This window comes from Amycolatopsis azurea DSM 43854 (assembly GCF_001995215.1).
GTDB classification, from domain to species: Bacteria; Actinomycetota; Actinomycetes; order Mycobacteriales; family Pseudonocardiaceae; genus Amycolatopsis; species Amycolatopsis azurea.
In genome coordinates this window covers 107,598-128,897 of the sequence record NZ_MUXN01000010.1, presented here as the reverse complement: position 1 = coordinate 128,897, position 21,300 = coordinate 107,598, and the positions used below count along the sequence as shown (strand labels likewise).

The 21,300-nt window shown below is 69.1% G+C and carries 20 protein-coding genes and 1 pseudogene; 6 read left to right on the top strand and 15 right to left on the bottom strand.

The features are described 5' to 3' along the window. The first annotated feature begins 408 nt into the window (after positions 1 to 408). A complete protein-coding gene (locus B0293_RS14650) occupies positions 409 to 1,992 on the top strand; it encodes an FAD-binding oxidoreductase (RefSeq protein ID WP_005166101.1) in 1,584 nt (527 codons plus the stop codon). On the opposite strand, the gene B0293_RS14645 is transcribed toward B0293_RS14650, so the two are convergent. Then, positions 1,967 to 2,890, bottom strand: coding sequence for a LysR family transcriptional regulator (locus B0293_RS14645; protein WP_005166103.1), 924 nt, complete (start codon positions 2,888 to 2,890; stop codon positions 1,967 to 1,969). The genes B0293_RS14650 and B0293_RS14645 overlap by 26 nt on opposite strands. A 117-nt stretch (positions 2,891 to 3,007) precedes the next feature. On the opposite strand from B0293_RS14645, the gene B0293_RS14640 reads away from it, so the two are divergent. After that, positions 3,008 to 4,459, top strand: a complete 1,452-nt coding sequence (locus tag B0293_RS14640) for a M20 family metallopeptidase (RefSeq protein WP_005166105.1) — start codon at positions 3,008 to 3,010, stop codon at positions 4,457 to 4,459. On the opposite strand, the pseudogene B0293_RS44260 reads toward B0293_RS14640, so the two are convergent. Together B0293_RS44260 and B0293_RS14630 are read right to left on the bottom strand one after the other, a co-directional pair. Beyond that, positions 4,374 to 4,667 (bottom strand): annotated as a pseudogene (locus B0293_RS44260) (HNH endonuclease); the annotation flags it as partial. The gene B0293_RS14640 and the pseudogene B0293_RS44260 sit on opposite strands and share 86 nt — an antisense overlap. 215 nt (positions 4,668 to 4,882) lie before the next feature. Next, on the bottom strand, positions 4,883 to 5,380 hold the full coding sequence (locus B0293_RS14630; RefSeq protein ID WP_005166107.1) for a nitroreductase/quinone reductase family protein: 498 nt from the start codon (positions 5,378 to 5,380) through the stop codon (positions 4,883 to 4,885). Positions 5,381 to 5,466: 86 nt separating this feature from the next. On the opposite strand from B0293_RS14630, the gene B0293_RS14625 reads away from it, so the two are divergent. Further along, the gene (locus B0293_RS14625) at positions 5,467 to 6,081 is read left to right on the top strand and encodes a TetR/AcrR family transcriptional regulator (protein ID WP_005166110.1); all 615 of its coding nucleotides are present in this window, start codon (positions 5,467 to 5,469) and stop codon (positions 6,079 to 6,081) included. On the opposite strand, the gene B0293_RS14620 is transcribed toward B0293_RS14625, so the two are convergent. Together B0293_RS14620 and B0293_RS14615 are read right to left on the bottom strand one after the other, a co-directional pair. Next, on the bottom strand, positions 6,060 to 7,643 hold the full coding sequence (locus B0293_RS14620) for an AMP-binding protein (RefSeq protein ID WP_005166112.1): 1,584 nt from the start codon (positions 7,641 to 7,643) through the stop codon (positions 6,060 to 6,062). The genes B0293_RS14625 and B0293_RS14620 overlap by 22 nt on opposite strands. A gap of 140 nt (positions 7,644 to 7,783) precedes the next feature. Further along, a complete protein-coding gene (locus B0293_RS14615) occupies positions 7,784 to 8,344 on the bottom strand; it encodes a TetR/AcrR family transcriptional regulator (RefSeq protein WP_005166114.1) in 561 nt (186 codons plus the stop codon). A gap of 126 nt (positions 8,345 to 8,470) precedes the next feature. Between B0293_RS14615 and B0293_RS14610 the strand changes: the two genes are divergently transcribed. From B0293_RS14610 to B0293_RS14600, 3 genes are all read left to right on the top strand, one after another. Further along, positions 8,471 to 9,175, top strand: a complete 705-nt coding sequence (locus B0293_RS14610) for an alpha/beta fold hydrolase (protein ID WP_005166116.1) — start codon at positions 8,471 to 8,473, stop codon at positions 9,173 to 9,175. Between the two features lie 90 nt (positions 9,176 to 9,265). After that, positions 9,266 to 9,910, top strand: a complete 645-nt coding sequence (locus B0293_RS14605) for a flavodoxin family protein (protein WP_005166118.1) — start codon at positions 9,266 to 9,268, stop codon at positions 9,908 to 9,910. Then, positions 9,911 to 10,930 (top strand): LacI family DNA-binding transcriptional regulator, encoded by a 1,020-nt coding sequence (locus B0293_RS14600; RefSeq protein WP_005166119.1) that lies wholly within the window; start codon positions 9,911 to 9,913, stop codon positions 10,928 to 10,930. Here the strand turns inward: B0293_RS14600 and B0293_RS14595 are convergent. The 10 genes from B0293_RS14595 to B0293_RS14550 form a co-directional block, all read right to left on the bottom strand. After that, a complete protein-coding gene (locus B0293_RS14595) occupies positions 10,927 to 11,502 on the bottom strand; it encodes a dihydrofolate reductase family protein (RefSeq protein WP_005166121.1) in 576 nt (191 codons plus the stop codon). The two genes, B0293_RS14600 and B0293_RS14595, sit on opposite strands and share 4 nt — an antisense overlap. An 11-nt stretch (positions 11,503 to 11,513) precedes the next feature. Beyond that, positions 11,514 to 12,809 carry a serine/threonine-protein kinase gene (locus B0293_RS14590; RefSeq protein WP_005166122.1) on the bottom strand — a complete coding sequence of 432 codons (1,296 nt, stop codon included), beginning with the start codon at positions 12,807 to 12,809 and terminating at the stop codon, positions 11,514 to 11,516. A gap of 16 nt (positions 12,810 to 12,825) precedes the next feature. After that, the gene (locus B0293_RS14585; protein ID WP_005166123.1) at positions 12,826 to 13,458 is read right to left on the bottom strand and encodes an SGNH/GDSL hydrolase family protein; all 633 of its coding nucleotides are present in this window, start codon (positions 13,456 to 13,458) and stop codon (positions 12,826 to 12,828) included. Continuing rightward, positions 13,455 to 14,216 (bottom strand): sugar phosphate isomerase/epimerase family protein, encoded by a 762-nt coding sequence (locus B0293_RS14580; protein ID WP_245192108.1) that lies wholly within the window; start codon positions 14,214 to 14,216, stop codon positions 13,455 to 13,457. The genes B0293_RS14585 and B0293_RS14580 overlap by 4 nt, the downstream gene beginning before the upstream one ends. Next, complete coding sequence (locus B0293_RS14575) at positions 14,213 to 15,250, bottom strand: LacI family DNA-binding transcriptional regulator (protein WP_005166125.1); 1,038 nt, start codon at positions 15,248 to 15,250, stop codon at positions 14,213 to 14,215. The genes B0293_RS14580 and B0293_RS14575 overlap by 4 nt, the downstream gene beginning before the upstream one ends. 82 nt (positions 15,251 to 15,332) lie before the next feature. After that, a complete protein-coding gene (locus B0293_RS14570) occupies positions 15,333 to 16,775 on the bottom strand; it encodes a polysaccharide lyase 6 family protein (RefSeq protein WP_005166126.1) in 1,443 nt (480 codons plus the stop codon). 13 nt (positions 16,776 to 16,788) lie between these two features. Further along, positions 16,789 to 18,087: an alpha-L-fucosidase gene (locus B0293_RS14565; protein ID WP_005166127.1), complete on the bottom strand. Its 1,299-nt coding sequence runs from the start codon at positions 18,085 to 18,087 to the stop codon at positions 16,789 to 16,791. A gap of 29 nt (positions 18,088 to 18,116) precedes the next feature. Next, entirely contained in the window at positions 18,117 to 18,983 is an 867-nt protein-coding gene (locus B0293_RS14560) for a carbohydrate ABC transporter permease (RefSeq protein WP_005166128.1), read from the bottom strand. After that, positions 18,980 to 19,936, bottom strand: a complete 957-nt coding sequence (locus B0293_RS14555) for a carbohydrate ABC transporter permease (protein ID WP_005166129.1) — start codon at positions 19,934 to 19,936, stop codon at positions 18,980 to 18,982. Before B0293_RS14555 ends, B0293_RS14560 begins: the two co-directional genes overlap by 4 nt. After that, the gene (locus B0293_RS14550; protein WP_005166130.1) at positions 19,933 to 21,261 is read right to left on the bottom strand and encodes a sugar ABC transporter substrate-binding protein; all 1,329 of its coding nucleotides are present in this window, start codon (positions 21,259 to 21,261) and stop codon (positions 19,933 to 19,935) included. Before B0293_RS14550 ends, B0293_RS14555 begins: the two co-directional genes overlap by 4 nt. Positions 21,262 to 21,300: the final 39 nt, after the last annotated feature.

Below are 21,300 nucleotides of genomic sequence, written 5' to 3'. Positions count from 1 at the left end.
GCCGTAGTCGGTCAAGGGGGTCGTGAGTGGTAAGTGACGTTAGAACGACACTTACCACTCACGACATCGCTGTACCTGGAGAGAAAGCCGCAGTCCAGAGCGGTCTCCCGGCAGGAAACGGGCACCGGCGCAAGGTGGGTTTCTGCCTCGACTGTGTGGATTTCGGTGCGTTGGATGACCCGAAATCCACACGGTCCGTCGTGACCGGTCCAGTCACGACGGACCGGGCGGCCGCCGAGCGACATCCGCACCGCACCGGCAGCGCCCCCGGTGACGCGCCACATCTGCATTTCGACCCGGAACCCGGATCGCCACTCGCGACCAACCGGGGGAGTCTGCGCTCCTGCGTTGACACGGAAACTGACCGAAAAGTAACTTACTAGCGAGTCAGATCGAAGGGAGGCGACGATGCCGACCGAGGAGCGGTCCTGGTGGGGCTGGGGCACCACCGACGGCGAACTGTCCAGGGAAGAGTCCGACGCGCTGGTCGCCCGCACAGCGGGTGTCCTGCCCGGGCACGACTTCACCGATCACGCCCCGCCCGATCCCTCGCAGCTCGGCGTCCCGGCGGCACGGATCCGCCCTCCCTCGACGCTTGCCGCGTTGTGCAGCGAGGACCCCGTCGACAGGCTGTCCCACGCCCGGGGCAAGGCTTTCCGCGACGTCGTCCGCAATCTGCTCGGCAGGCTCGACCACGTGCCGGATCTGGTCGCCCGGCCGCGCACCGAACAGGACGTCGTCGACCTCCTCGACTGGTGCACGTCCTCCGGTACCCCGCTGATTCCCTACGGTGGCGGCAGTTCCGTGGTCGGCGGGATCGAGCCGCGGTTCGACGGTCCGGCGGTGTCGATGGATCTGGCGGATCTCGACACCGTGCTCGAAGTGGACACGGTCAGCCGCGCGGCCCGGATCCAGGCCGGGATCTTCGGGCCGGCGCTGGAAGACCGCCTTCGCCCGCTGGGGCTGACCCTGCGGCACTTCCCGCAGTCGTTCGCCCATTCCACGCTCGGCGGCTGGCTCGCCACCCGCGCGGGCGGGCATTTCGCCACGCTCGCCACGCATATCGACGATCTCACCGAGTCGCTGCGCGTCGTCACTCCGGCCGGGATCAGCGAATCGCGGCGCCTGCCCGGATCGGGCGCCGGCCCTTCTCCGGATCGGATGTTCCTCGGCTCGGAAGGCACGCTCGGCGTGATCACCGAAGCCTGGATGCGGCTCCAGGACCGGCCGGTCTGGCAGGTCACCGCCTCGGTCGCCTTCGAGCGGCAGGAAGACGCGGTCGCCGCCACCCGCGCGATCGCGCAGTCCGGGCTCCATCCGTCGAACTGCCGTCTCCTCGACCCGGCCGAGGCCTTCATCAACGCGGGCGCCAGCGTGGGCGGGGGACTGCTCCTGATCGGATTCGAGTCCGCCGATCATCCGGTCGACACCTGGCTGGAGCGCGCGCTCGAACTGGCCGCGGGCCACGGTGGGGTGGTGAAAGCCAGGCGCAGCAAGGATTCCCCCAGCCAGGACAGTGCTTCGACGTGGCGTTCGTCGTTCCTGCGGATGCCGTACCAGCGCGACGCCCTTGCCCGCCGGTCGCTCATCGTGGAGACCTTCGAGACCGCCTGCACCTGGGACGCCTTCGACGAGTTCCATGACGCGATCACCTCGGCGGCACGCGCCGCGATCGACGATGTGTGCGGCGGCGCCGGCGTCGTCACCTGCCGCTTCACCCACGTCTATCCCGACGGTCCCGCGCCTTACTACGGGATCTACGCCGCCGGGCGCTGGGGGAGCACGGTCGCGCAATGGGACGAGATCAAGGCCGCCGTCTCCGAGGCGATCGCGGGCCACGGCGGCACGATCACCCATCACCACGCGGTCGGGCGCGACCACCGGCCCTGGTACGACCGGCAGCGCCCCGATCCGTTCGCGGCCGCGCTCACCGCGGCCAAGTCCGCCCTCGACCCGGCCGGGATCCTCAATCCCGGGGTGCTGATCCGCTGACCGGTGCCCGGACGAGCGACGTCAGCAACGCGGTGAACCGTGAGGCCGCCAAGGACAGCGTCCGCCCTGCCATGGTCTGCACCTGGGCTTCGCGCTTGCGGAACACGGCGTTGTCGAGGAGCACGTAGGCGACCCCCTCGGCGGCCGCGTCCTCGTCGACGTCGCCCAGTCCGCCGACGAGCGCGATCCCGCCGCCGCACCGGACGAACTCGTACTTCGGGCTCAGTTCGTCGCAGACGAGCACCGGATGCGCCGTGAGGTTCTCGATCCGGGCGGCGATGTCGAACAGGTCCCGCAGGCTCTGCCCTTGCGTCGGCAGCGCGAGCGGGTGTTCGCACAGTTCGGCGAGCCCGACGGAATCGCGGCTGGTCAGCGGGTGAGCGAGCGGGACGATCGCGTACACCGGGACGACGACCGCGCTTTCGACGCGCACCCCGTGCTGCGGCCCGGTCGCGAACGTGACGGCGACATCGGCCGCGCCGTCGAGTACCCGGCGTGTCGCTTCCTCCCTGTTCACGACGTCGATGTGGAACGTGACGTCGTGGTCGCGGCGGAAGGCGGCGATCGCCTGGGGGACGACGCGGCGGGCGAACCCTTCGGAGCAGGCGACCGTGAGGGTCCGGGCGTGCAGGCCGCGGCCGGTGCGGAGTTCGTCGACGAGGACGGCCGATTCGGCCTCGCTGCGGCGGACGTGGTCGAGCAGGCGGTTCCCGGCCTCGGTCGGCACCATGCCGCGCGGATGCCGGACGAACAGCGGTACCCCGATCCCGGCTTCGAGTTTGGCGATCTGACGGCTGATCGCCGAGGGCGCCACCGTCAGCTCCGTCGACGCCTCGGACACCGAACCGGTGCGGGCGACTTCGAGGAAGTACGTCAACGCGATCGGCAGTAGTCGCATCAGGTCTCCGCAGGTTTGCCTCGATGAGAACGCGGGGCGCCGTAAACGGCAATGGTCAGTGTAAGCAAACCGCCTTACGCTCCTCAGCGACACTTGGCGAGCGAATCGGGAGACACCGTGGCAATCCCCGCAGAACTGGTCTCGAAAGCCCAGGAGCACGTCGACTCGGGGGCCTTCTTCGCCGAGCTCTCCGACCTCGTCCGGTATCCGACCGTCAGTGACCATCCGAGTGGTCGCGTTGCCATCAAGGCATACCTGGACGAGGTGCTGACCCCGGCGCTGAACGCGCTCGGCTGTACCGTCACGACGTATCCCAATCCCGACCAGGACGGTGGCCCGTTCCTGATCGGGACCCGGATCGAGTCTCCGGAGCTGCCGACGCTCCTCTGTTACGGCCACGCCGACGTCGTCGACGGGCACGAGGGCCGATGGAGCGACGGCCGGGACCCGTGGACGCTGACCGCCGACGGCGAACGCTGGTACGGCCGCGGCTCGGCGGACAACAAGGGACAGCATCTGATCAACCTGACCGCGCTCAAGCTGCTCCTCGCCGAGAAGGGGTCGCTCGGGTTCAACCTCAAGTTCCTGTTCGAGACCGGGGAGGAGATCGGCTCGCCCGGTCTCGACGAGTTCGTCGCGGCGCACCGGGAGAAACTGAGCGCCGACGTCCTCATCGCCTCCGACGGCCCGCGCCTGGACGCGGCGACGCCGACGCTGTTCCTCGGCGCGCGGGACAGCGTCCGGATCGCCCTCGACGTCGACCTCCGTCCCGACGCCTACCACTCCGGGAACTGGGGCGGGGTCCTGCGCAACCCCGCCACCACTCTCGCCGGGGCGATCGCCTGTCTCGTCGACGGGCACGGCCGCGTCCAGGTGCCCGCGCTCCTGCCGCCCGAACTCCCGGACAGCGTCCGCGCGGCGCTCGCCGGCCTCGAAATCGGGGACACACCGGGGGATCCGGCGCTGGACGAGGGCTGGGGCGACACCGGGCTGACCGCGGCCGAGCGGTTGTACGGCTGGAACACCCTCGAAGTCCTCTCGCTCGGCGCGGCCGACATCGACCGGCCGGTCAACGCCATTCCCGGCCGGGCCCGCGCGATGCTGCAACTGCGCTACGTCGCGGGCACCGACGTCGACGGTGTGGGCGAGGCGATCACGAAACACCTTGCCGCGCAAGGGTTCTCGATGGTCGACGTCACCGCTGAAGCCAGCTTCGTCGCCAGCCGGACCCCGGTCGACGACCCGTGGGTGGGCTGGGCGAAAGATGTCCTCGACGAGGTTTCCGAGCACCCGGTCGCGATCCTGCCGAGCTTCGGCGGCGGCCTGCCGAACCACGTGTTCACCGACGTCCTCGGTCTGCCGACGCTGTGGCTGCCGCATTCCTACCCCGGCTGCCTCCAGCACGCGCCCGACGAACACCTGACCGCCCCGATCGCCCGAGAGGGTGTCGTGCTCGCCATGGCGCTGTTTTACGCCCTCGGCCGGCGGGTGCGGGGGTGCCGTCCAGATTCCGGCTCTGGTTCAACGCCATCGCCCGCGCCACGGTGTCACGCGCTTCCCCGGGGCTGATCCGGGCGGTTTCGGCGAACCAGCCCGCGGTCGATCCATGCCCGAACAACTCCATCGGGCCCCGGGATTCGATCTCGGCCAGGAACTGCCCGACCTCGGCCAACGCCTGCCGTGCCAACGACAAGCGCTCGACCACGCCGTGCGCGAGCTCGCGCGCACCGGCACGCCACAGCTCTCGCGGCGGTTCGAGGATTCGTTGACTGAACACGACTCAAGAATACCAGTCATCGAACAAACGTGCGAACGCGAAAAAGTTTATCAAAACTGCTATGGTAGTGTTCGCGGCCATGTTGCGAAAGCCACTTTCGCAACCTTCAACGTTGCGAAAGTGGCTTTCGCAACGCGCGACCGACTTGCCGATCGAGGTCTGGCTGCGGATTCGCAGTCTTCCGTCCGATGTGGACGAACTCGGACGGAAGCCGCTCAGTCCCGGGGGACCCGCTCCAGCAGGACCACGGGGATCTGCCTGCCCGAGGCGGCCTCGAACTCGGCGAACTTCGGGACGAGCGCCACTTCTTTCGCCCAGAGCCGCTCGCGTTCCGCGCCCCGTGTGAGCCGGGCCAGGACCGGCACCGTCTCCGAGCCCGCTTCGACGGTGGCCCGCGGATTCGCCATCAGATTGTGGTGCCAGACCGGATGCCGCGGGCTGCCGCCATGGGTTCCGAAGACGGCCCAGTCGTCGCCGACCGGCTGGTAGAACAACGGGCTGATCCGTTCGCGTCCGGTCTTGGCCCCGAAGTGGTGCACCAGGATCAGCGGCATGCCCCGCTCGTCGAATCCGGGCATCCGGGGTGGGATGGGGCGCCCTGCGGCGAAGTCCTCTTCGCTGCTCCAGGGGACGTATCCGGCGTTCGCCCGGAACTCGGCGATGATCCGGTCGTTCCAGCTGTCTTTCGCGGTGGTCGTGGACGGGTCGGACATGGCATCCCCTTCGCTATCCGGAGCACTTGCTCCTCAACGTAGCACGGAACGGAGCAAGTGCTCCGCAAAGGAGGTAGGGTCGGCCCATGGCAGTGGCTGAACCGGAAAACGCCCCACGGCGTCGCGCCGACGCGATCCGCAACCAGGAGGCGATCGTCGAGGCCGCCACCGAAGTGCTGGCCGAGCAGGGAACCGCGGTGGACGTGCGCGAGATCGCCCGCCGCAGCGGGGTCGGCATGGGCACGCTCTACCGGCATTTCCCGAAGAAGGAAGATCTCATCCGGACGGTTCTGCGCCAGGACTTCTCGAAGTGGGCGGAATCCGCCCGGCAGGCGGCGATCGGCGCCGAAGATCCCTGGGCGGCGCTCACCGGGTTCTACGAGCAGGCTCTGACCGGCTACGCGCGTCACCGCGTGATCGTCGAGAACTTCGCGCTGACCTGGTCAGACCCTGATCTGGAGGGTATCCAGCAGCTCCGGCTCGTCATCGAAGAACTGCGTGCCGGCGCCGCGGACCTCCTGCGTCCCGGGGTGACCACCGAAGACCTGCTGCTCCTGCTGGTCTCCTTGGGCCACGCCGTCCAGCTCACCGACGAGTGCCGACCGCTGATGTGGAACCGGTTGCTGCGCATCTCCCTCGACGGCCTGCGCGCCGACCACGGTGAACCGCTTCCCGTCGCTCACAGGTCCCGTAGCAAGTAGCGCTGAAGCTTCCCGCTCGCGTTGCGTGGCAACGCCTCGATGAACCGGACGCGCCGCGGGTACTTGTACGGCGCCGCGGTCGCTTTCGCGTGATCCTGAAGCGCCTGCGCGAACCGTGGGCCCTGTTCGACGCCGGAGCGCGGTACGACGAACGCCGTCACGACCGAGCCGCGGTCCGGGTCCGGCGTGCCGATCACCGCGCATTCCTCGACATCCGGATGGGCGAGCAGGACTTCCTCGACCTCGGGCGCGGCGATGTTGTAGCCCGAGGAGATGATCATGTCGTCGCTGCGCGCGACGAACCGGAAGTAGCCGTCCGCGTCACGGACGTAGGTGTCGCCGGTGATGTTCCAGCCGTCGCGGACGTAGTCGCGCTGGCGCGGGTCTTCGAGGTACCGGCAGCCCGTGGGGCCTTGTACGGCAAGGAAACCGGGTGTTCCGTCGGGAACGGGCGAGCCGTCGATGTCGACGACGGCGGCCCGGTAGCCGGGCACGACCTTCCCGGTCGCGCCCGGTCGCGCGTCGTCGTCGGCGGCGGAGATGAAGACGTGCAGCATTTCGGTGCTGCCGAGCCCGTCGATCAGCGGCCGCCCGACGACCTCCCGGTACCGCTCGGCCACGGGAGCGGGAAGCGACTCGCCCGCCGAGACCGCGCGGCGCACTCCGGCCAGGAGCCCTCCGTCGCCTGCGTTCAGGATCGCCCGGTACGCGGTCGGGGCGGTGAAGAGGACCGTGACGCTCTTGCCCGCGACGATGGCGGAGAGTTCCGCCGGAGTGGCGCGTTCTACCAGAAGCGTCGCCGCGCCGACGTGCAAAGGAAAGATCAGCAGCCCGCCGAGGCCGAAGGTGAAGGCCAGCGGCGGCGTTCCGCAGAAGAGATCGTCCGACGTCGGCCGCACGACGTGCCTCGAGAACGTGTCGGCGATCGCGAGCAGATCGCGGTGGAAGTGCATGGTCGCCTTCGGTGATCCGGTCGTGCCGGAGGTGAAGGCGAGCAGGGCGACGTCGTCGGCCGCCGTCTCGACGTCGGCGAACGTCGCCGGATGCCGTTCCGCGCGGGCGGCGAGGTCAGTTCCGTAGGACACGACGGGCAGGTCCGGCGGGAGTTCGTTCAGCAGGCGTTCGTCGCAGACCGCGAGTGCTGGCTTCGCGCGGCCGACGATCTTGTCGAGTTCGGCCCGCCGCAGCATCGGCATGGTCGTGACGGCCACCGCGCCCGCCTTGAGCACGGCCAGCCACACCACCGCGAGCCATGGGGTGTTGGTGCCCCGCAGCAGCACCCGAGCACCGGGCACGACACCGAAATCGGTGACGAAGACGTTGGCGACACGGTTCGCGCGGGCCAGGACTTCGCCGTACGTCCACGTTTGGGTCGGGGACAGCAGGCAGGGCCTGTCCGGGCCCAGTCGCGCGATGGTTTCGTCGAGCAGCGCGGTCGCGGCGTTGAGCCGATCGGGATAGCGCAGCTCCGGCAGGTCGAACACGAGCTCAGGCCACTGCTCGGCGGGCGGCAGCCGGTCGCGGCAGAAAGGGTCGACGTGCGCGCTGGGAGAAAGCCTCATCGTCGCCGCTCCTCGGTCCGGCCTGCCCCCTCCCGCGAAGGTAGCACTTGTTACGACCGTCGAGAAGACGCGATGTCCTGCCCGTGACGACGGTGCGGGGGAGTGCATCAAACGGATCCGCGACGCGGCCGCGTCGAAGCTCAGTCCACGACGTCGGTGACCGCGCGGCGCAGGGTCGCGCGCACCGTTTCCGCGTCGTCGAGGTTCCCGCCGTGCAGCGCGCCGTCGCGGAGCAGGACGAGCGTGCGGGCGGCGTGGTCGGGATCGTCATGACCCGCGTCGCGCGATAGGTCGCGAAGGACGCCGAAGAACCAGTCCCGGTGGTCGTCGATGACCTGGCGGACCTGGTGTGCGGGATCGGGGTATTCGGCGGCGGCGTTGAGGAACTGGCAGCCGCGGAAGTCGTCGTCGAGCGTCCGGTCACCGATGATGCCCAGCGCGGCCAGCAGTGCTTCGCGCGCGGGTTTCCCACTGGTCACCGCACCCACGCCCGCGCGGATCCGCTCGCTCGTCGTGCTCAGGTACGCGGCGACGAGGTCGTCCTTGGTGGGGTAGTGGCGGTAGAAGGTCGCCCTGGTCACGGCCGCTTCGGAGACCAGGCGTTCCACGCCGACGGCATGGATGCCCTCCGCGTAGAACAGCCGTGACGCTGTCTCGAGCAGCCGGACCTTCGGGTGGACGTCCCTGTCGACAGTCGGCATCTCTCAACTCTAGAGAAAGAACGGTCATTCCACCAGGTCACCTTCGTCACGTTGCGGAAGAGGTTCCGGAGGAGCATTGTTCAGGCAGAAAGACCGATCGTTCTCCCTGACTCCGAAGGAACCATCATGAGCAACCAGAAGCCCACCATCGTCCTGGTCCACGGTGCTTTCGCCGACTCGTCCAGCTGGAACGGCGTCGTCCCGAAGCTGCGTGAGCAGGGCTACCGGGTGCTGGCGGCGTCGAACCCGCTGCGCGGGATCGAGTCCGACGCGGACTACGTCGCCGACGTCGTCAACGGAGTGGACGGCCCCGTGGTGCTGGCCGGGCACTCCTACGGCGGTGTGGTGATCAGCCGCGCGGCCACCACCGCGCCGAACGTCAAGGCGCTCGTCTACATCGCCGCTTTCCAGCCGGAAGCGGGGGAGAGCGTGTTCGAGCTGTCCGGCAAGTTCGAGGGAAGCAAGCTGGGCCCGGACACCACGAACGTCCTGGCTTCGCAGGGCGAGTTGTCGATCAAGCCCGAGAACTTCTCGGACGTGTTCGCGGCCGACGTCCCCGCGGAGACCGCCGACGTCATGGCCGTCACCCAGCGCCCGGTCACCGAACGCGCGCTCGCCACCCCGTTCGACGGCGAGCCGGCGTGGAAGAACGTGCCGTCCTGGGCGCTGATCGCCGAGCAGGACCACGCGATCCCCGCCGCCGCGCAGGCGTTCATGTCCGAGCGTGCCGGTTCGGAGGTCACCAGGATCGACGCCTCGCACGCGGTGTCGGTCTCGCGGCCGGACTTCGTCGCGGAGGTCATCCTCGCGGCCGCCGCCAAGGTCGCCTGACCCCGGCGGCCCGACCAGGCCGCTTGACAGGTGAAACCTTCCCCGGAGAGACTGCAAAAGCGTTTTTTCAGTCTCTCCGGGGAGAACCACGTGAAGGTCTTGGTGCTGGATTCGAGCCCGCGTCGTGAGGGCAATTCCTGGGCACTCGCCCAGGCGCTGGGCAAAGGGGCGGAGGAAGCCGGGCACACGGTCGGCTTCGTCCGCCTCTCCGATTTCGTCGAGTCGCCGTTGGGGGACTGTCGCGAATGCCGGCTGGCCGACGGGGCTTGCGGGATCGCGGACGACTACGAGCGGCTGCTGTTCGACCACGTGCTCCCGGCGGACGCGATCGTCTACGCGACACCGCTGCACTGGTACGGCATGACCGGCCGGCTCAAGTCGTTCTTCGACCGGTTCTTCTGCTACACCTCCGGCAGTTCGCCGCACACCGCCGAGGTCGTGCCGGGGCTGATGAACAAACGCGCCGCCGTGCTGATCTCCTGCGAGGAGAGCTACCGCGGCGCGACACTCGGGCTCGAAGCCCAGTTCCAGGAACTCACCCGCTACCTGCGCCAGGACCTCGCCGGGATCGTCGTCGGCGTCGGCAACAGCCGGGGCGAGGTGGAACGCGATCCCGCGCGGCCACTGGAGGCGGCGGCGGACCTCGGCCGTAGGCTGGGCGACGCCCACGTCACCGACTATCGGCTGGACACCGACCGGCCGAACCGCGTTTGGGGACCGCCCGTGGAGGTCTGATTGTCGCCGACCATCCGTGACGTCGCGGCCGCCGCGGGGGTTTCGATCACCACCGTCTCCCACGTGCTCAGCGGGCAGGGGAGGATTTCGGAGGAGACGCGGCAGCGCGTCGCGCGGGCGGCGGCCGACCTCGGCTACCAGGCCAGCGTGCACGCTCAGCAACTGGTCACCCGGCGCTCTCGCACCCTGGCGATCCAGCTCGCGAACTCGGTCGACGCGAGCAGTGCCTGCGCGCTCGTGCCCAACTCGGACTACTTCCTCGAAGTCCTCAACGGGGCCGCCGAGGCAGCGTCGAAACGGTCGTACGCCCTGCTGCTGGCCCCGACGGACGCGGACCTCGACCGGCTCAACGCGTTCGCCGTCGACGGCGCCATCCTGGTGGATCCTCGTGGGGACGAGCCGTTCTTCGCTTCGGGCTGGTGCCGTGACCGGCCGCTGGTGACCGTCGGACGCGCGATGGCGGCGCCGTGCCCGGTGCCGGTCGTCGTCGACAACGACCTCGTCGCGGCCGCCCGGCTGATGCTGGATCACTTGGCGGACAACGGGTACGTGCGACCGGCGATGATCACCACCGACACCGGCCGCTCCTACGCGGCGGACCTGGTCGCGGGATACACCGGCTGGGCCGAGGACCGGGGACTGGAGCCGGTGGTGGTCGAGATCGACGAACCGCCGACCACCGAAGGCACGGCCGAGGCGCTGGGCAGGCTCCTCGACCGGCCGGTGTGCCCGGACGCCGTGTTCACGACGTCGGAGAACCTCGCGTTGGGCGTGCTGCACGAGGCCCGGCGGCGGAAGCTCGCGGTGCCCACCGCGCTCGGGATCTGCAGCGCCGTCGACAGCGGCTCGCTCCGGCTCACCTCACCGCAGGTGACCGGCATGTTCGTGCACCCACGCGAGGTGGGTGGCCGCGCCGCCACGGCGTTGATGGACCTCGTCGAGGGCGTCGCCCCGGGCGGCGAGCAGCGCCGGATCGAAGTTCCGGTGCGGCTGAACGCGCGCGAATCCACCGCTCGCTAAGGCGTGTCTTCGGCCTTCGCGTACCTGGTGAGGACCACCCCGCCGGGAAACGTCCGCGTCTCCACCAGGTTCAGGTTCACCCGGCTGTCGAGCGTGGTGAAGAACGGCGCGCCGCCGCCCACCAGGACCGGATGGGTGACGATCTCGTACTCGTCGACCAGCCCGGCCCGCATGGCCGCCGCACCCAGCTTCGGACCACCGACCCTCATCGGCCCGCCCTCCCCGGCCTTGAGCCGGGTGATCTCGGCGACCGCGTCACCGGTCACCACCCGGGTGTTCCAGTCGACCTCGTCGAGCGTCTTGGAGGTGAACACCACCTTCGGCGTGTCCCGCCAGTTCCGCGCGAACTCGATCTCCGCCGCGTTGGCGCCCGGCTGCTGGTCACCGGTCGGCCAGTAGGAACTCATCGTCTCCCACAGCCCGCGTCCGTATAGGAACAGCGTGATCCCCTGCTCCTGCTCGAGCCACCACTGGAACAGCTCGTCACTCGGCTCGCTCCAGCCGAGATCGCCGTCGACCGAGGAGATGTAGCCGTCCAGGCTCAGGTTCATTCCGAAGATCAGTTTCCGCATGGCGCCATCCTTCACGAAGTCCGGCATTCCGCGACAGGTGCGCCCCCGCCGTCGTCACCGGTGGTCGCGATGAAGCCGAACGTGGTTATCCCGCCCGCGGGCAGCACCGCGTTCCAGTCCACTTCGGACACTCGTACGCGGTCGCCGTCCTGCGCCAGGGAACCGTTCCACAGGTTCGCGATCCGGGTTCCGGGCGGCAGGGTCCAGCTGACCTCCCAGCCGGTGAGGCGGGTGTCCTTCGCGTTCCGTACTGATACACGGATCTCCGAGCCGCCGGGCCAGCGGCTGGCGACCTCGTAACGCGCTTCGCACGCCGGTTTCGGGGCGGTGGGCGGGGTCGGCGCCGCCACGGGAGCGGGCGGGTCGTCGTCGAACAGAAGGATCCCCGCCAGCACGCCTCCCGCCACCACGACGCCACCCGCGATGCCGAACGGCAGCCTCGAACGGCGAGTGGGCGCGGGAAGCCGTTTCGTGCCGGACAGGATCGCCGGGCGGCCGTCGGCGACGGCGGCGAGCATCCGTTCGGCCTCGGCCATGTCCGGCCGTTCCCCGGGATCGCGCCGGAGCAGCCGCAGCAGGACGTCCGTGAGCGGGCCGGTCGTTCGCGGCGCGGTGATCTCGCCGCGGGCGACCCGTTTGAGGAGCGCGATCTGGTTGCCGTCGGTGCCGAACGGCGGTGCGCCCTCCAGCGCCGTGTAGAGCGTGGCACCGAGGGAGAACACGTCCGACGGATAGCCGGGATCCTCGCCGTCCGCGACCTCGGGGGAGAGGAACGCCGGAGTGCCGACGACGAGGCCGCCGCCGGTCATGGTGCCTTCGCCCGTGGCGTGGGACAGGCCGAAATCGGCGATCTTCGCCTCGCCGTCCCCGGTGATCAGGACGTTGTTGGGCGTGACGTCCCGGTGCAGGATGCCGTCCTCGTGGGCCGCCGCCAGCGCCGACGCGATCTGCGCGCCGAGCTCCGCCACCCGGCCGGCGGGGAGCGGGCCGTCGTCCGCGAGGAGGTCCGTCAGCGGCCGCGACGGCAGGAACTCCATGACCAGGAACGGGGTTCCGTCCTGTTCGGCGACGTCGTACACGGTGACGGCGTGCGGATGCTTGAGCCGCGCGGCGACCCGGGCCTCCCGCATCGCGCGCACGATCGACCGGAACGGGGCGTCGTCCGACGAGTTGTCCGGCAGCAGCTGCTTGACCGCGACCGTGCGGTCGAGCCGCTCGTCCCGCGCCCGCCACACCACGCCCATCGCGCCCCGGCCGACCTTGCGCTCCAGCCGGTACCGCCCGGCAATGATGGCATCCCGGTTCACGGCGCAACTCTATCCGCTAGGGGAGCGGAACCTCCTCGACCGGCGCGCCGGCCGCCGCGAGCCAGGCCTCGGCGAGCAACCGGTGACCGAGCGGGCTGGGGTGGACACCGTCCGGGGCCAGCGTCGCCGCCCCGTGTTCGGCCGCCGCGCGCGGCATGAACAGATCCGCGCGGATCAGCCGCGCGCCGAATTCGGTGGCCACGTCGATCGCGGCTTCGATCCGGGGAGCCAGATCGCCTTCCCATTCTCGCTGTTCCGGCTCCACCGGCAGCAGGAACGGTGTGATCACGTACAACTCGGCCGGGAGATGCTGCCGCGCACTCGCCAGCAACCGGGTGTAGGCGGCGCGGAACTTCCCGATCGGGCTCGGCAGGCCGCGGTCGAAGGTCCGCCAGGTGTCGTTGATGCCGATCTTCACGGTCAGCGCCGTCGGGCGCGCCGCGAGGACGTCGGTGGTCCAGCGGGCTTCCAGGTCGTAGATCCGGTTGCCGTTGACGCCCCGGTTGAGCACCTCCGGCCCGTCGCCGAGGAGGTCCGCGATCCGGCGGACGTAGCCCTTGCCCAAGGACGCCGGATCGGCGCGGTCGCGGCTGGAGTCGGTGATCGAATCGCCGGCGAACAGCAGCCTGTCGGCTTCGGTGAACTTCACGCGCCCGCCTCGATCAGCTTGCGCAGGGAGTCCGCCTCGCCGGGGATCAGGTCCGGATCGTTGTCCGGGACGAACTCCAGTAGCGCGTCGAGCGGCCGCCCGGCCTTCGCGAGCAGCCCGAACGCCGCCGTCCACAGCTCCGTCCTGGCGGTCAGCGGATGCCGTTCGTTGCTGGGCCACCACGAGAACACGTGTACCGCGCGCACCTGGTCGAGGACCAGCTCCAGCCCCGCCAGCGCCTGCTCGTCCGGCAGATCCTGCGGGGGCTGCCAGTAGGTGCCGAGGTTGTCGCGGCCGACCTCGTCGAGCAGCCGGACGGTCGATTCGGCGGTGTCGGTCAGGGTCCCGCCGTGGAACTCCAGCGCGACCTCCAGTCCATGTTCGTTCGCGACGTCGGCGGCTTCGCGGAGACCGGCGACGACCTGCTCACGCTCGTAGGAGTCGACGTCCTCGGAGCCCGCCTTGCCCGCCCACACCCGGATCCGCGACGCGCCGAGCCGGACCGCGGTGGCGGCGATCTCGCCGAACTTCCCGGATTCCACCGGGGTGGCACGGAAGTAGGACCCGTAGGAATCGCAAGTCAGCCCGTGCCGTGCCATGGCTTCGAACGCACGCTCGGCCGCCCAGTCGTCGCCGGGGCGCACATGGACGTCGGCGCCCCACTCGATCACTTGCAGCCCGGCTTCCTCGGCACGGCGGGCGACCTCGTCGGCGTCCAGCCGCCGCAGCGTCACCGAACACAGTCCCGGGCGGATCATTTCCCCTCCAAGGGTCGAGTACTTTCCCGCAGCACGACCTCGCCGGTGACCGGTTTGACGCGGGGGTCGCTCGCGCGGTCGGCGAGCACGAAGTCGAGGGCCTGTTCGCCCATCGTCTCGATCGGGACGCGCACGGTGGACAGCGAAGGCCTTATGTCGCGCAACGTGATGATGTCGTCGAAGCCCGCGATCGCGATGTGCTCCGGCACGTCGAGGCCGTGGTCGCGGCAGGCGGCCATCGCGCCGACGGCCATCACGTCGTTGACCGCGAAGACACAGCCCCGGAAGCCGCCTTCCAGCGCTCGCACCATCGCCGCGTAGCCGCCGTCGCGGGTGAACTCCGCGTGCAGGACGTGGTTCGCGGGCAGGGAGACGCCGTGGCGGGCGAGGCCGTCGCGGAAACCGAGGACGCGATCGCGTGAGGTCAGCAGTCCGGGTGGCCCGGCGAGCACGAGGAAGTCGCGATGCCCGATCCCGGCGAGTCGTCCGGCCAGCGCCGCCGCCCCTGGCCCGTTTTCGAGCATGACGGTGTCGAAGGGCAGCTTCCGCTGTCCGATCACGACGACCCGGCCGTCGGCGGCCTCGAACGCCTTGAGTTCCTTGGTCAGATTCCGTTGCAGGGCGCTGTCCTCGTTGCGCGACCCGGCCAGGATGACCGCCCGCGCCCGTTGCCCGCGCAATGTCGTGACGTACTCGAGTTCCTTCTCCGGACGGTTTTCCGTGCTCGCGATGGTGACCGTCAGCCCGTGCCGGGCGGCCACGCGCATGACCCCGGAGGCGATCGAGGAGAAATACGGGTCGACGATGTCGTGGACCAGCAGCCCGACGACGTTGCCGCGGCCGCGGGCCATCGCCTGCGCGGGCACGTTCGCCGTGTACTGCAACCGTTCCGCGGCCTGGAGCACCGATTCCCGCAGCGTCCCGCTGACCTGTCTGGTCCCGCCGTTGAGCGCTCTCGACGCCGTCGCGAGCGACACTCCCGCCTCACGGGCGACGTCGGCCAGGGTGGCCGAACCCGCGGCGCGCTGCGGCATGGTTCCTCCTCGGTGGTGCGGTGGGCTCACGCCGGCGTGGGCTGACGCCGGCGTGAGCCCGGCTCTGTTGTCGACCGCCTGGCTACGGAGCGGCGGGGCCGACGTCCGCGGTGGTGAGCGGCCGGTTCGCGATGGCGGCCGTCGAGTACTCGTCGGCGCCGACGTCACGCAGGCTGCCGCGGGCCTGACCGTCGATGTCGAGCGTGACCGGTGCGGGCGACAGGGTCGCCGCGTCGATCGCGGGGCTGCCCGCGGCGAGCCGCGAGACGCCGTCGGTGCCCTGCACGAGCTTCGGGTCCACCCGCTGGAAGGTGCCGGCCGGGATGTTCCCGTTCCCGCCCGAACCCCACAGGATGTTGCCGGACCAGGTGAAGTTGCCCGTGGTGCTCATCGCGACCAGGTCGCCGTTGCCGCCGACGAAGAGGTTGTCCGAGATTGTGCAGTCGCGCGGTTCGATCGTCCGTTTGGTCTCGCCGGAGAGTGTGCTGCTGTTGTTCAGCAGCGTGTTGTGCGCGATCAGCACGCGGTCCGCCGCGTCGTTGCCGCGCCGCGATTCCTTCGATTCGCCCGGGAAGTGGTCCCGGACGGAGCCGCTGCCGACGACCAGCGCGTTGCTGGACAGTCCGGCGACGTAGTTGTTGAGGATCTTGTGGTCGTTGCCGTAGATCCGGATGCCTTCCTTGCCGCCGAGGATGAAGTTGGATTCGACGACGGTCTTGTTCCCGTGGCGCAGGACGATGCCGCCCAGGCTGTTCCGGATGGTGTTGTTGCGGATGAAGTTGCCCGACGACTTGACCGAGATCGCCTCCGGGTCGCCGTTGGCGCGTTCGAACAGGTTGTACTCCACCGTGGCGCCGGCGGTGCTCAGCGCGCGCGGGCTGACGCCGAGCCGGATCGGCTCGCCGCCGTTGTCGCCGGCGAAGGTGTGGTCGGAGAAGTAGTTCCGCAGGACGTGGACGCCCACCGCCATCTTGTCTTCGTCCGCACCCTCGATGCAGAGCATGACGCCGAGCGTCGTCTTGTGGTGGAAGTGGTTGCGGTCGATCTTGCTGTAGTCGGCGCGGACCATCACCCAGTGCAGGTCCGTGATGTCGGCGAACTGGAGATCGTTGCGGGTCAGGCGGATCCGGGAACAGTTCGGCGGGATCTCCAGCGTGGTGCTCTGCCGGAGATTGAATCCGCTGATCGTGACGCCGGTCGAGTCGTCGAAGACGAAGCTCTGCTCACCGTTCAGGGTCACCCCGCCGGTGGACTGGGCGACGATGGTGATCGGCTGGTCCTTGGTGCCGCGCCTGCCCTTGATGCTGATCGGCTTGCCCGTGGGCACGGTGTAGGTGCCGTTGTTCAGGGTGATGACGGCACCGGCGGTGGCCGAGTTGATGGCGTTCTGCAGTTCGGTCAGCGAGCTGACGTTCAGCGCGCACAGCCCTTGCGGCTTGGCCGACGCCGTTCCGGCGGTGACCCAGGGGACGGTGACCAGCGCGGCGCCGAGAGTGGCGCCGGTGAGGAACCTTCTGCGATCCATGATGCCTCCGAGCTCAATCGGTGGGGAGGGTTTCCGCGGCGGCGGGGCTGGTGAGGAACAACTCGATCACCGGGACCGGGGTGTCCGGTTTCCGGATGGGGAGCTTGAGGGTGAGCGTGCCTTCCGGCTGCCCGCCCATCTGGGTGTTCTGCGCGGTCTGCCCGGGATCCGTGTGCACCACCCGGATTTCCGAGGCGTCGTCGAGCAACTGGGCGTAGCGCACCCGTCCGGCGAGCCCGGGCAGGTGGACGTGGTTCATCGGCCAGCTGAAGAGATGCAGGTAGAGCCGGTCCCCGCGCTGGGTGTAGCGGCCGTCGGCGGGCGCGGTGAATTCGGCGGGACCGCAACCGCGGACGGAGCGTTCGTGCCGGTCCATCCAGCGGCCGAGCTCGGCGAGCACTTCGAGCGCCCGCGGGTCGATCTCGCCCCGGCCGTTCGGCCCGACGTTGAGCAGCAGGTTCCCGTCCTTGGACACGCCGTCGACCAGCATCCGGATGAGCAGTTCGGGGCTCTTGTAGTCGAGGTTGTCGCGGTCGTAACCCCAGCTGCCGTTGAGGGTCTGGCACGCCTCCCACACCACCGGGACGCCGTCGCGGGTCATCGGCCCGGACGGCTGGTACTGCTCCGGGGTGATGAAGTCGCCGGGGACGCCGGTGCGGTCGTTGACCAGGATGCCGGGCTGGAGTTCGCGGACCAGCTTGAGCAGACCGGGGGAGTCCCAGTCGTCCGGGCCCTTGCCGCCCCACCATTCCTTGCGGCCCTTGTAGGAGAAGTCGAAGAACAGGTAGTCGATCGTGCCGAAGCGGGTGAGCAGCTCGCGGACCTGGCCGTGCAGGTACAGCTGGTACTCGGCGATGTCGGCGTACTGGTGCGCCGCGATGTACTCCTGGTCGTCGCGGCGGGGGTGGGTGCCGTCGACGGGGAACGCGGGGTGGTGCCAGTCGATCAGCGAGTGGTAGAAGCCGACCTTCAAACCTTCTTCGCGGCACGCGTCGACGAACGGTTCGAGCAGATCCTCGCCGTAGGGGGTGTTCGTCACCTTGAAGTCGGTGAGATCGCTGTCCCACAGGCAGAAACCGTCGTGGTGCTTGGTGGTGAGCACGACGTAGGTCATGCCCGCGTCCTTCGCGGCCCGCGCCCAGGAACGCGGGTCGTACTTGTCCGGTTCGAAGTGGTCGAAGTAGACCCGGTACTGCTCGTCGGTCAGCTTTTCGCGGTTCTGCACCCATTCGTGCCGGGCGGCCAGGGAATACAGTCCCCAGTGGACGAACATCCCGAACCGGTCGTGGGTGAACCAGGCGGTGGAACTCACTTCAGGATCGCTCCTTGGAAAATGGTGGGTCAGCCCTTCAGCGCGCCCGAGGCCAGGCCGCGGACGAACGAACGCTGGAAGAACAGGAACGCGGCGACCGAGGGCAGCAGCGCCAGCAGCGACGCCGCCATGATCACGCCGGGCGTCACGTCCGCGTCGATGCGCAGAGTGCGCAGGGCCAGCGGCAGCGTGTAGGTCGAGGCGTCGGACGAGACCAGCATCGGCAGCAGGTACTGATCCCAGATCATCGTGAAGCCGAAGACACCGATCACGCCGAGCGCGGGCTTGCACATCGGCAGGATGATCTGCGCGAAGATCCGCAGGTCCCCGGCGCCGTCGATGCGGGCCGCCTCTTCGAGTTCGCGGGGGACGTCCTTCATGAACTCGGTCATCACCAGGATCGAGAACGCCCACGCGCCGAGCGGCACGATCATCCCGGCGAGGCTGCCGATCAGGTTGAGGTGCACCACGGGAAGGTCGGACAGGATCAGCGACAGCGGGATCGCGAGGATCTCCTCCGGCAGCATCAGCGTCGCCAGGATCGCGACCAGCACGAAGGTCATGAAGCGGAACTTCTTGCGTGCCAGCGCGTATCCGGCCAGCACCGAGATGACGACCTGCAGCAGCAGGCCGAAACCGACCACCAGGAAGGAGTTCAGCAGGTACAGCCCGACGCCGTGGTCGAACGCGATGCCGAAGTTGCCCAGGGTGGGCTTCGACGGGACGACGCTCAGCGCCGTCGGGTCGGACACGTCGCTGAACGCGCTGACCAGCAGCGCCAGCAGCGGGCCGGCGAACACCGCCAGCACCAGGGCGTACACGGCGTACTTCAGGATCCGTCCGCCCGGCGACTTGACGGCGTCGAGGCCGAGTGCCGAATCGTTGGCCGCGGTCATGCGTCTCGCCTCCGTCGGAGCACCTGGACGAACAGCGTCAGCACGAGCGTCGCGAGGAACAGCAGGACCGCTCCCGCCGCGCCGACGCCCAGCCGGTTCTGTTCCAGGCCGAGTTTGTAGATCAGGGTCATCGCCACCTCGGTCGAGCCGTTCGGCCCGCCGTTGGTCAGCAGGAACACCTCGGTGAACACCCGCAGGCCGCGGATCGCCGCGAGGACGAACAGGATCGAGAACACCGACCGCAGACCCGGCAGCGTCACGTGGAGGATCTTGCGCCAGCGCGAGGCACCGTCCACAGTGGCCGCTTCGTAGAGCCCGCGGTCGATCCCGGCCAGGCCCGCGAGGAAGATCATCATGTCGTATGGCGCGCCGCGCCAGATGCCGGTGACGATGACCGAGACCATCGACGTGTCGGGATCGTTGATGAAGCCCGACGGGCCCAGCCCGACCAGGCCGAGGATGGAGTTCAGCATCCCGTCCCCGGTCGGGTGGTACATGATCCGCCAGAGTTCGGCGACCACCGCGATCGGCACGACCACCGGCAGGAACGCCGCCGACCGCAGGAACTTCAGCCGCTTGCTCTGGCCCTCCATCAGCAGGGCGAGCGCGAGGCCGATGACCATCGACCCGACCGTCTGGCCGATCGCGATCACGACGGTGTGCCAGATCGCGGAGTGGAACGCCTCGTCACCGAGGACGGTGCTGTAGTTCTCCCCGCCGACCCACTGGTTGCCCAGGTACGGCTGGACGTCCTGGAAGGACATCGTCACCGCGGTGATCATCGGGATGAACTTGAAGTACACGAACAGGATCAGGGCGGGGGCCAGGAACAGCCACGGCGTCCACCACTTCCCGTCGCGGTCGCTGCGCCTGCGGGCCTTCGGCGCGGGCGTCCGCTCGACGGCGGGACGGTCCGCGCCGACGGCCGCCGGCTTGGCGTGATCTACGGTCATGACGCGCTGATCCCCTGTTGCTGCAAGGTCGCGGTGAGCTTCGTGTCGAGTTTGGACAGTTCCGCCTTGGTGTCGAGCTTGCAGTCGGCGACGAGTGCGCTGACGGTGTCGGCGGTGTCCTGGCGGACCGGCGTCCAGTTCGGGATGGACGGCGCGTAGTGGCCGGACTTGGCGTAGATGTCGGCGTAGGTCTTCCAGCGCGGGTCCGGGCGGACCTGGGCGATGTCGACGTTCTTGTTCACCGGCAGCTGCACGATGAAGGCCGAGTCGCCTTCCATGCCGATCTTCTGGCCGTCGGCCGAGATCGCGAAGTCACCGAAGGCGTCCTGCCCGGCCTGGTTCGGCGAACCGGCCATCATGTAGATCGACAGGCCCTCGGCGAGGACGTCCGCGTTCTTGGTGCCCTGCGGCATCGGGACGACCTCGTACTTGTCCTTGCCGAGCGACTTGTCGAAGCGCGGCAACAGGTACGGGCCGACGACGTACATCCCGGCCTTGCCCGCTTCGAAGGTCTCGTTGGTCGCCGGGGTCGGCATGGTGACCGAACCGGGCTGGATCACGTTGTCCTTGCAGCCGAGGTCGCGGAACCACTGCACCGCCGCCACGGATTCGGGCGTGCTCATCGACGGCTTGTACTTGCCGCCACCGGCTTCGGTGATGAAGTCGCCGCCACCGGCCCACAGGAAGTTGGAGAAGTACCAGGAGGCGTAACCCCGCTTGGTCGACAGCGTCGCGGTCAGTCCCGCGGTGTCGTTCTTCCCGTTGCCGTCGGGGTCGCCGGTGGTGAAGGCCTTGGCGAGGTCGGCCAGCTCGGCCCAGTTCTGCGGGACGCTCTTGCCGAGCTTCTCGCGCCAGTCCTTGCGGATCAGCAGCGCCGAAGCCTGTGCGCTGTAAGGCAGGCCGTACAGCTTGCCGTCCGGCATCTGGTTCGACTTCAGCGCCTGCTCGGTGAGTTCCGAGGCGTGCTTGATCTTGCCCTGTTCGATCTCGCGCACGAGACCCTGGCTCTTCAGCGTGCCGACCTGCGTGACGTCGTTCATCACGATGTCCGGCAGGTCGCGCTGGGCGGCGCGCTGCGCGAGCTTCGTCTCGAAGTCGTCGAAGATCGCGGTGACCTGCACCTTGAATCCCGTGGCCTTCTCGAAGGCTTCCGCGAGCCGCTTGGTGGCCTGCTCACCGGCGCCGCCGGGCGTCGTCCGGGTCCACAGTTCCAAGGGTGCCTTGGTGTCCTGCGCGACGTTCGTTCCGGCGGGACCTGCCGAGCAGCCCGAAAGGACCAGCGCTGAGACAGTGAGTCCCACGCCGATCCACCGCGATTTCCGCATCGCTTCTCCTGTTCACTGTGGACCACGCTGTCTACTCCG

Coding starts and splice junctions, on each gene's coding strand:
- B0293_RS14595 (WP_005166121.1), bottom strand. CDS start 11,502: ATGCGGAAACTGATCTTCGGAATGAACCTGAGCCTGGACGGCTACATC.
- B0293_RS14580 (WP_245192108.1), bottom strand. CDS start 14,216: ATGATCCGCCCGGGACTGTGTTCGGTGACGCTGCGGCGGCTGGACGCC.
- B0293_RS14575 (WP_005166125.1), bottom strand. CDS start 15,250: ATGCCGCAGCGCGCCGCGGGTTCGGCCACCCTGGCCGACGTCGCCCGT.
- B0293_RS14630 (WP_005166107.1), bottom strand. CDS start 5,380: ATGTCCGACCCGTCCACGACCACCGCGAAAGACAGCTGGAACGACCGG.
- B0293_RS14650 (WP_005166101.1), top strand. CDS start 409: ATGCCGACCGAGGAGCGGTCCTGGTGGGGCTGGGGCACCACCGACGGC.
- B0293_RS14570 (WP_005166126.1), bottom strand. CDS start 16,775: ATGGATCGCAGAAGGTTCCTCACCGGCGCCACTCTCGGCGCCGCGCTG.
- B0293_RS14615 (WP_005166114.1), bottom strand. CDS start 8,344: ATGCCGACTGTCGACAGGGACGTCCACCCGAAGGTCCGGCTGCTCGAG.
- B0293_RS14555 (WP_005166129.1), bottom strand. CDS start 19,936: ATGACCGTAGATCACGCCAAGCCGGCGGCCGTCGGCGCGGACCGTCCC.
- B0293_RS14620 (WP_005166112.1), bottom strand. CDS start 7,643: ATGAGGCTTTCTCCCAGCGCGCACGTCGACCCTTTCTGCCGCGACCGG.
- B0293_RS14645 (WP_005166103.1), bottom strand. CDS start 2,890: ATGCGACTACTGCCGATCGCGTTGACGTACTTCCTCGAAGTCGCCCGC.
- B0293_RS14625 (WP_005166110.1), top strand. CDS start 5,467: ATGGCAGTGGCTGAACCGGAAAACGCCCCACGGCGTCGCGCCGACGCG.
- B0293_RS14610 (WP_005166116.1), top strand. CDS start 8,471: ATGAGCAACCAGAAGCCCACCATCGTCCTGGTCCACGGTGCTTTCGCC.
- B0293_RS14550 (WP_005166130.1), bottom strand. CDS start 21,261: ATGCGGAAATCGCGGTGGATCGGCGTGGGACTCACTGTCTCAGCGCTG.
- B0293_RS14560 (WP_005166128.1), bottom strand. CDS start 18,983: ATGACCGCGGCCAACGATTCGGCACTCGGCCTCGACGCCGTCAAGTCG.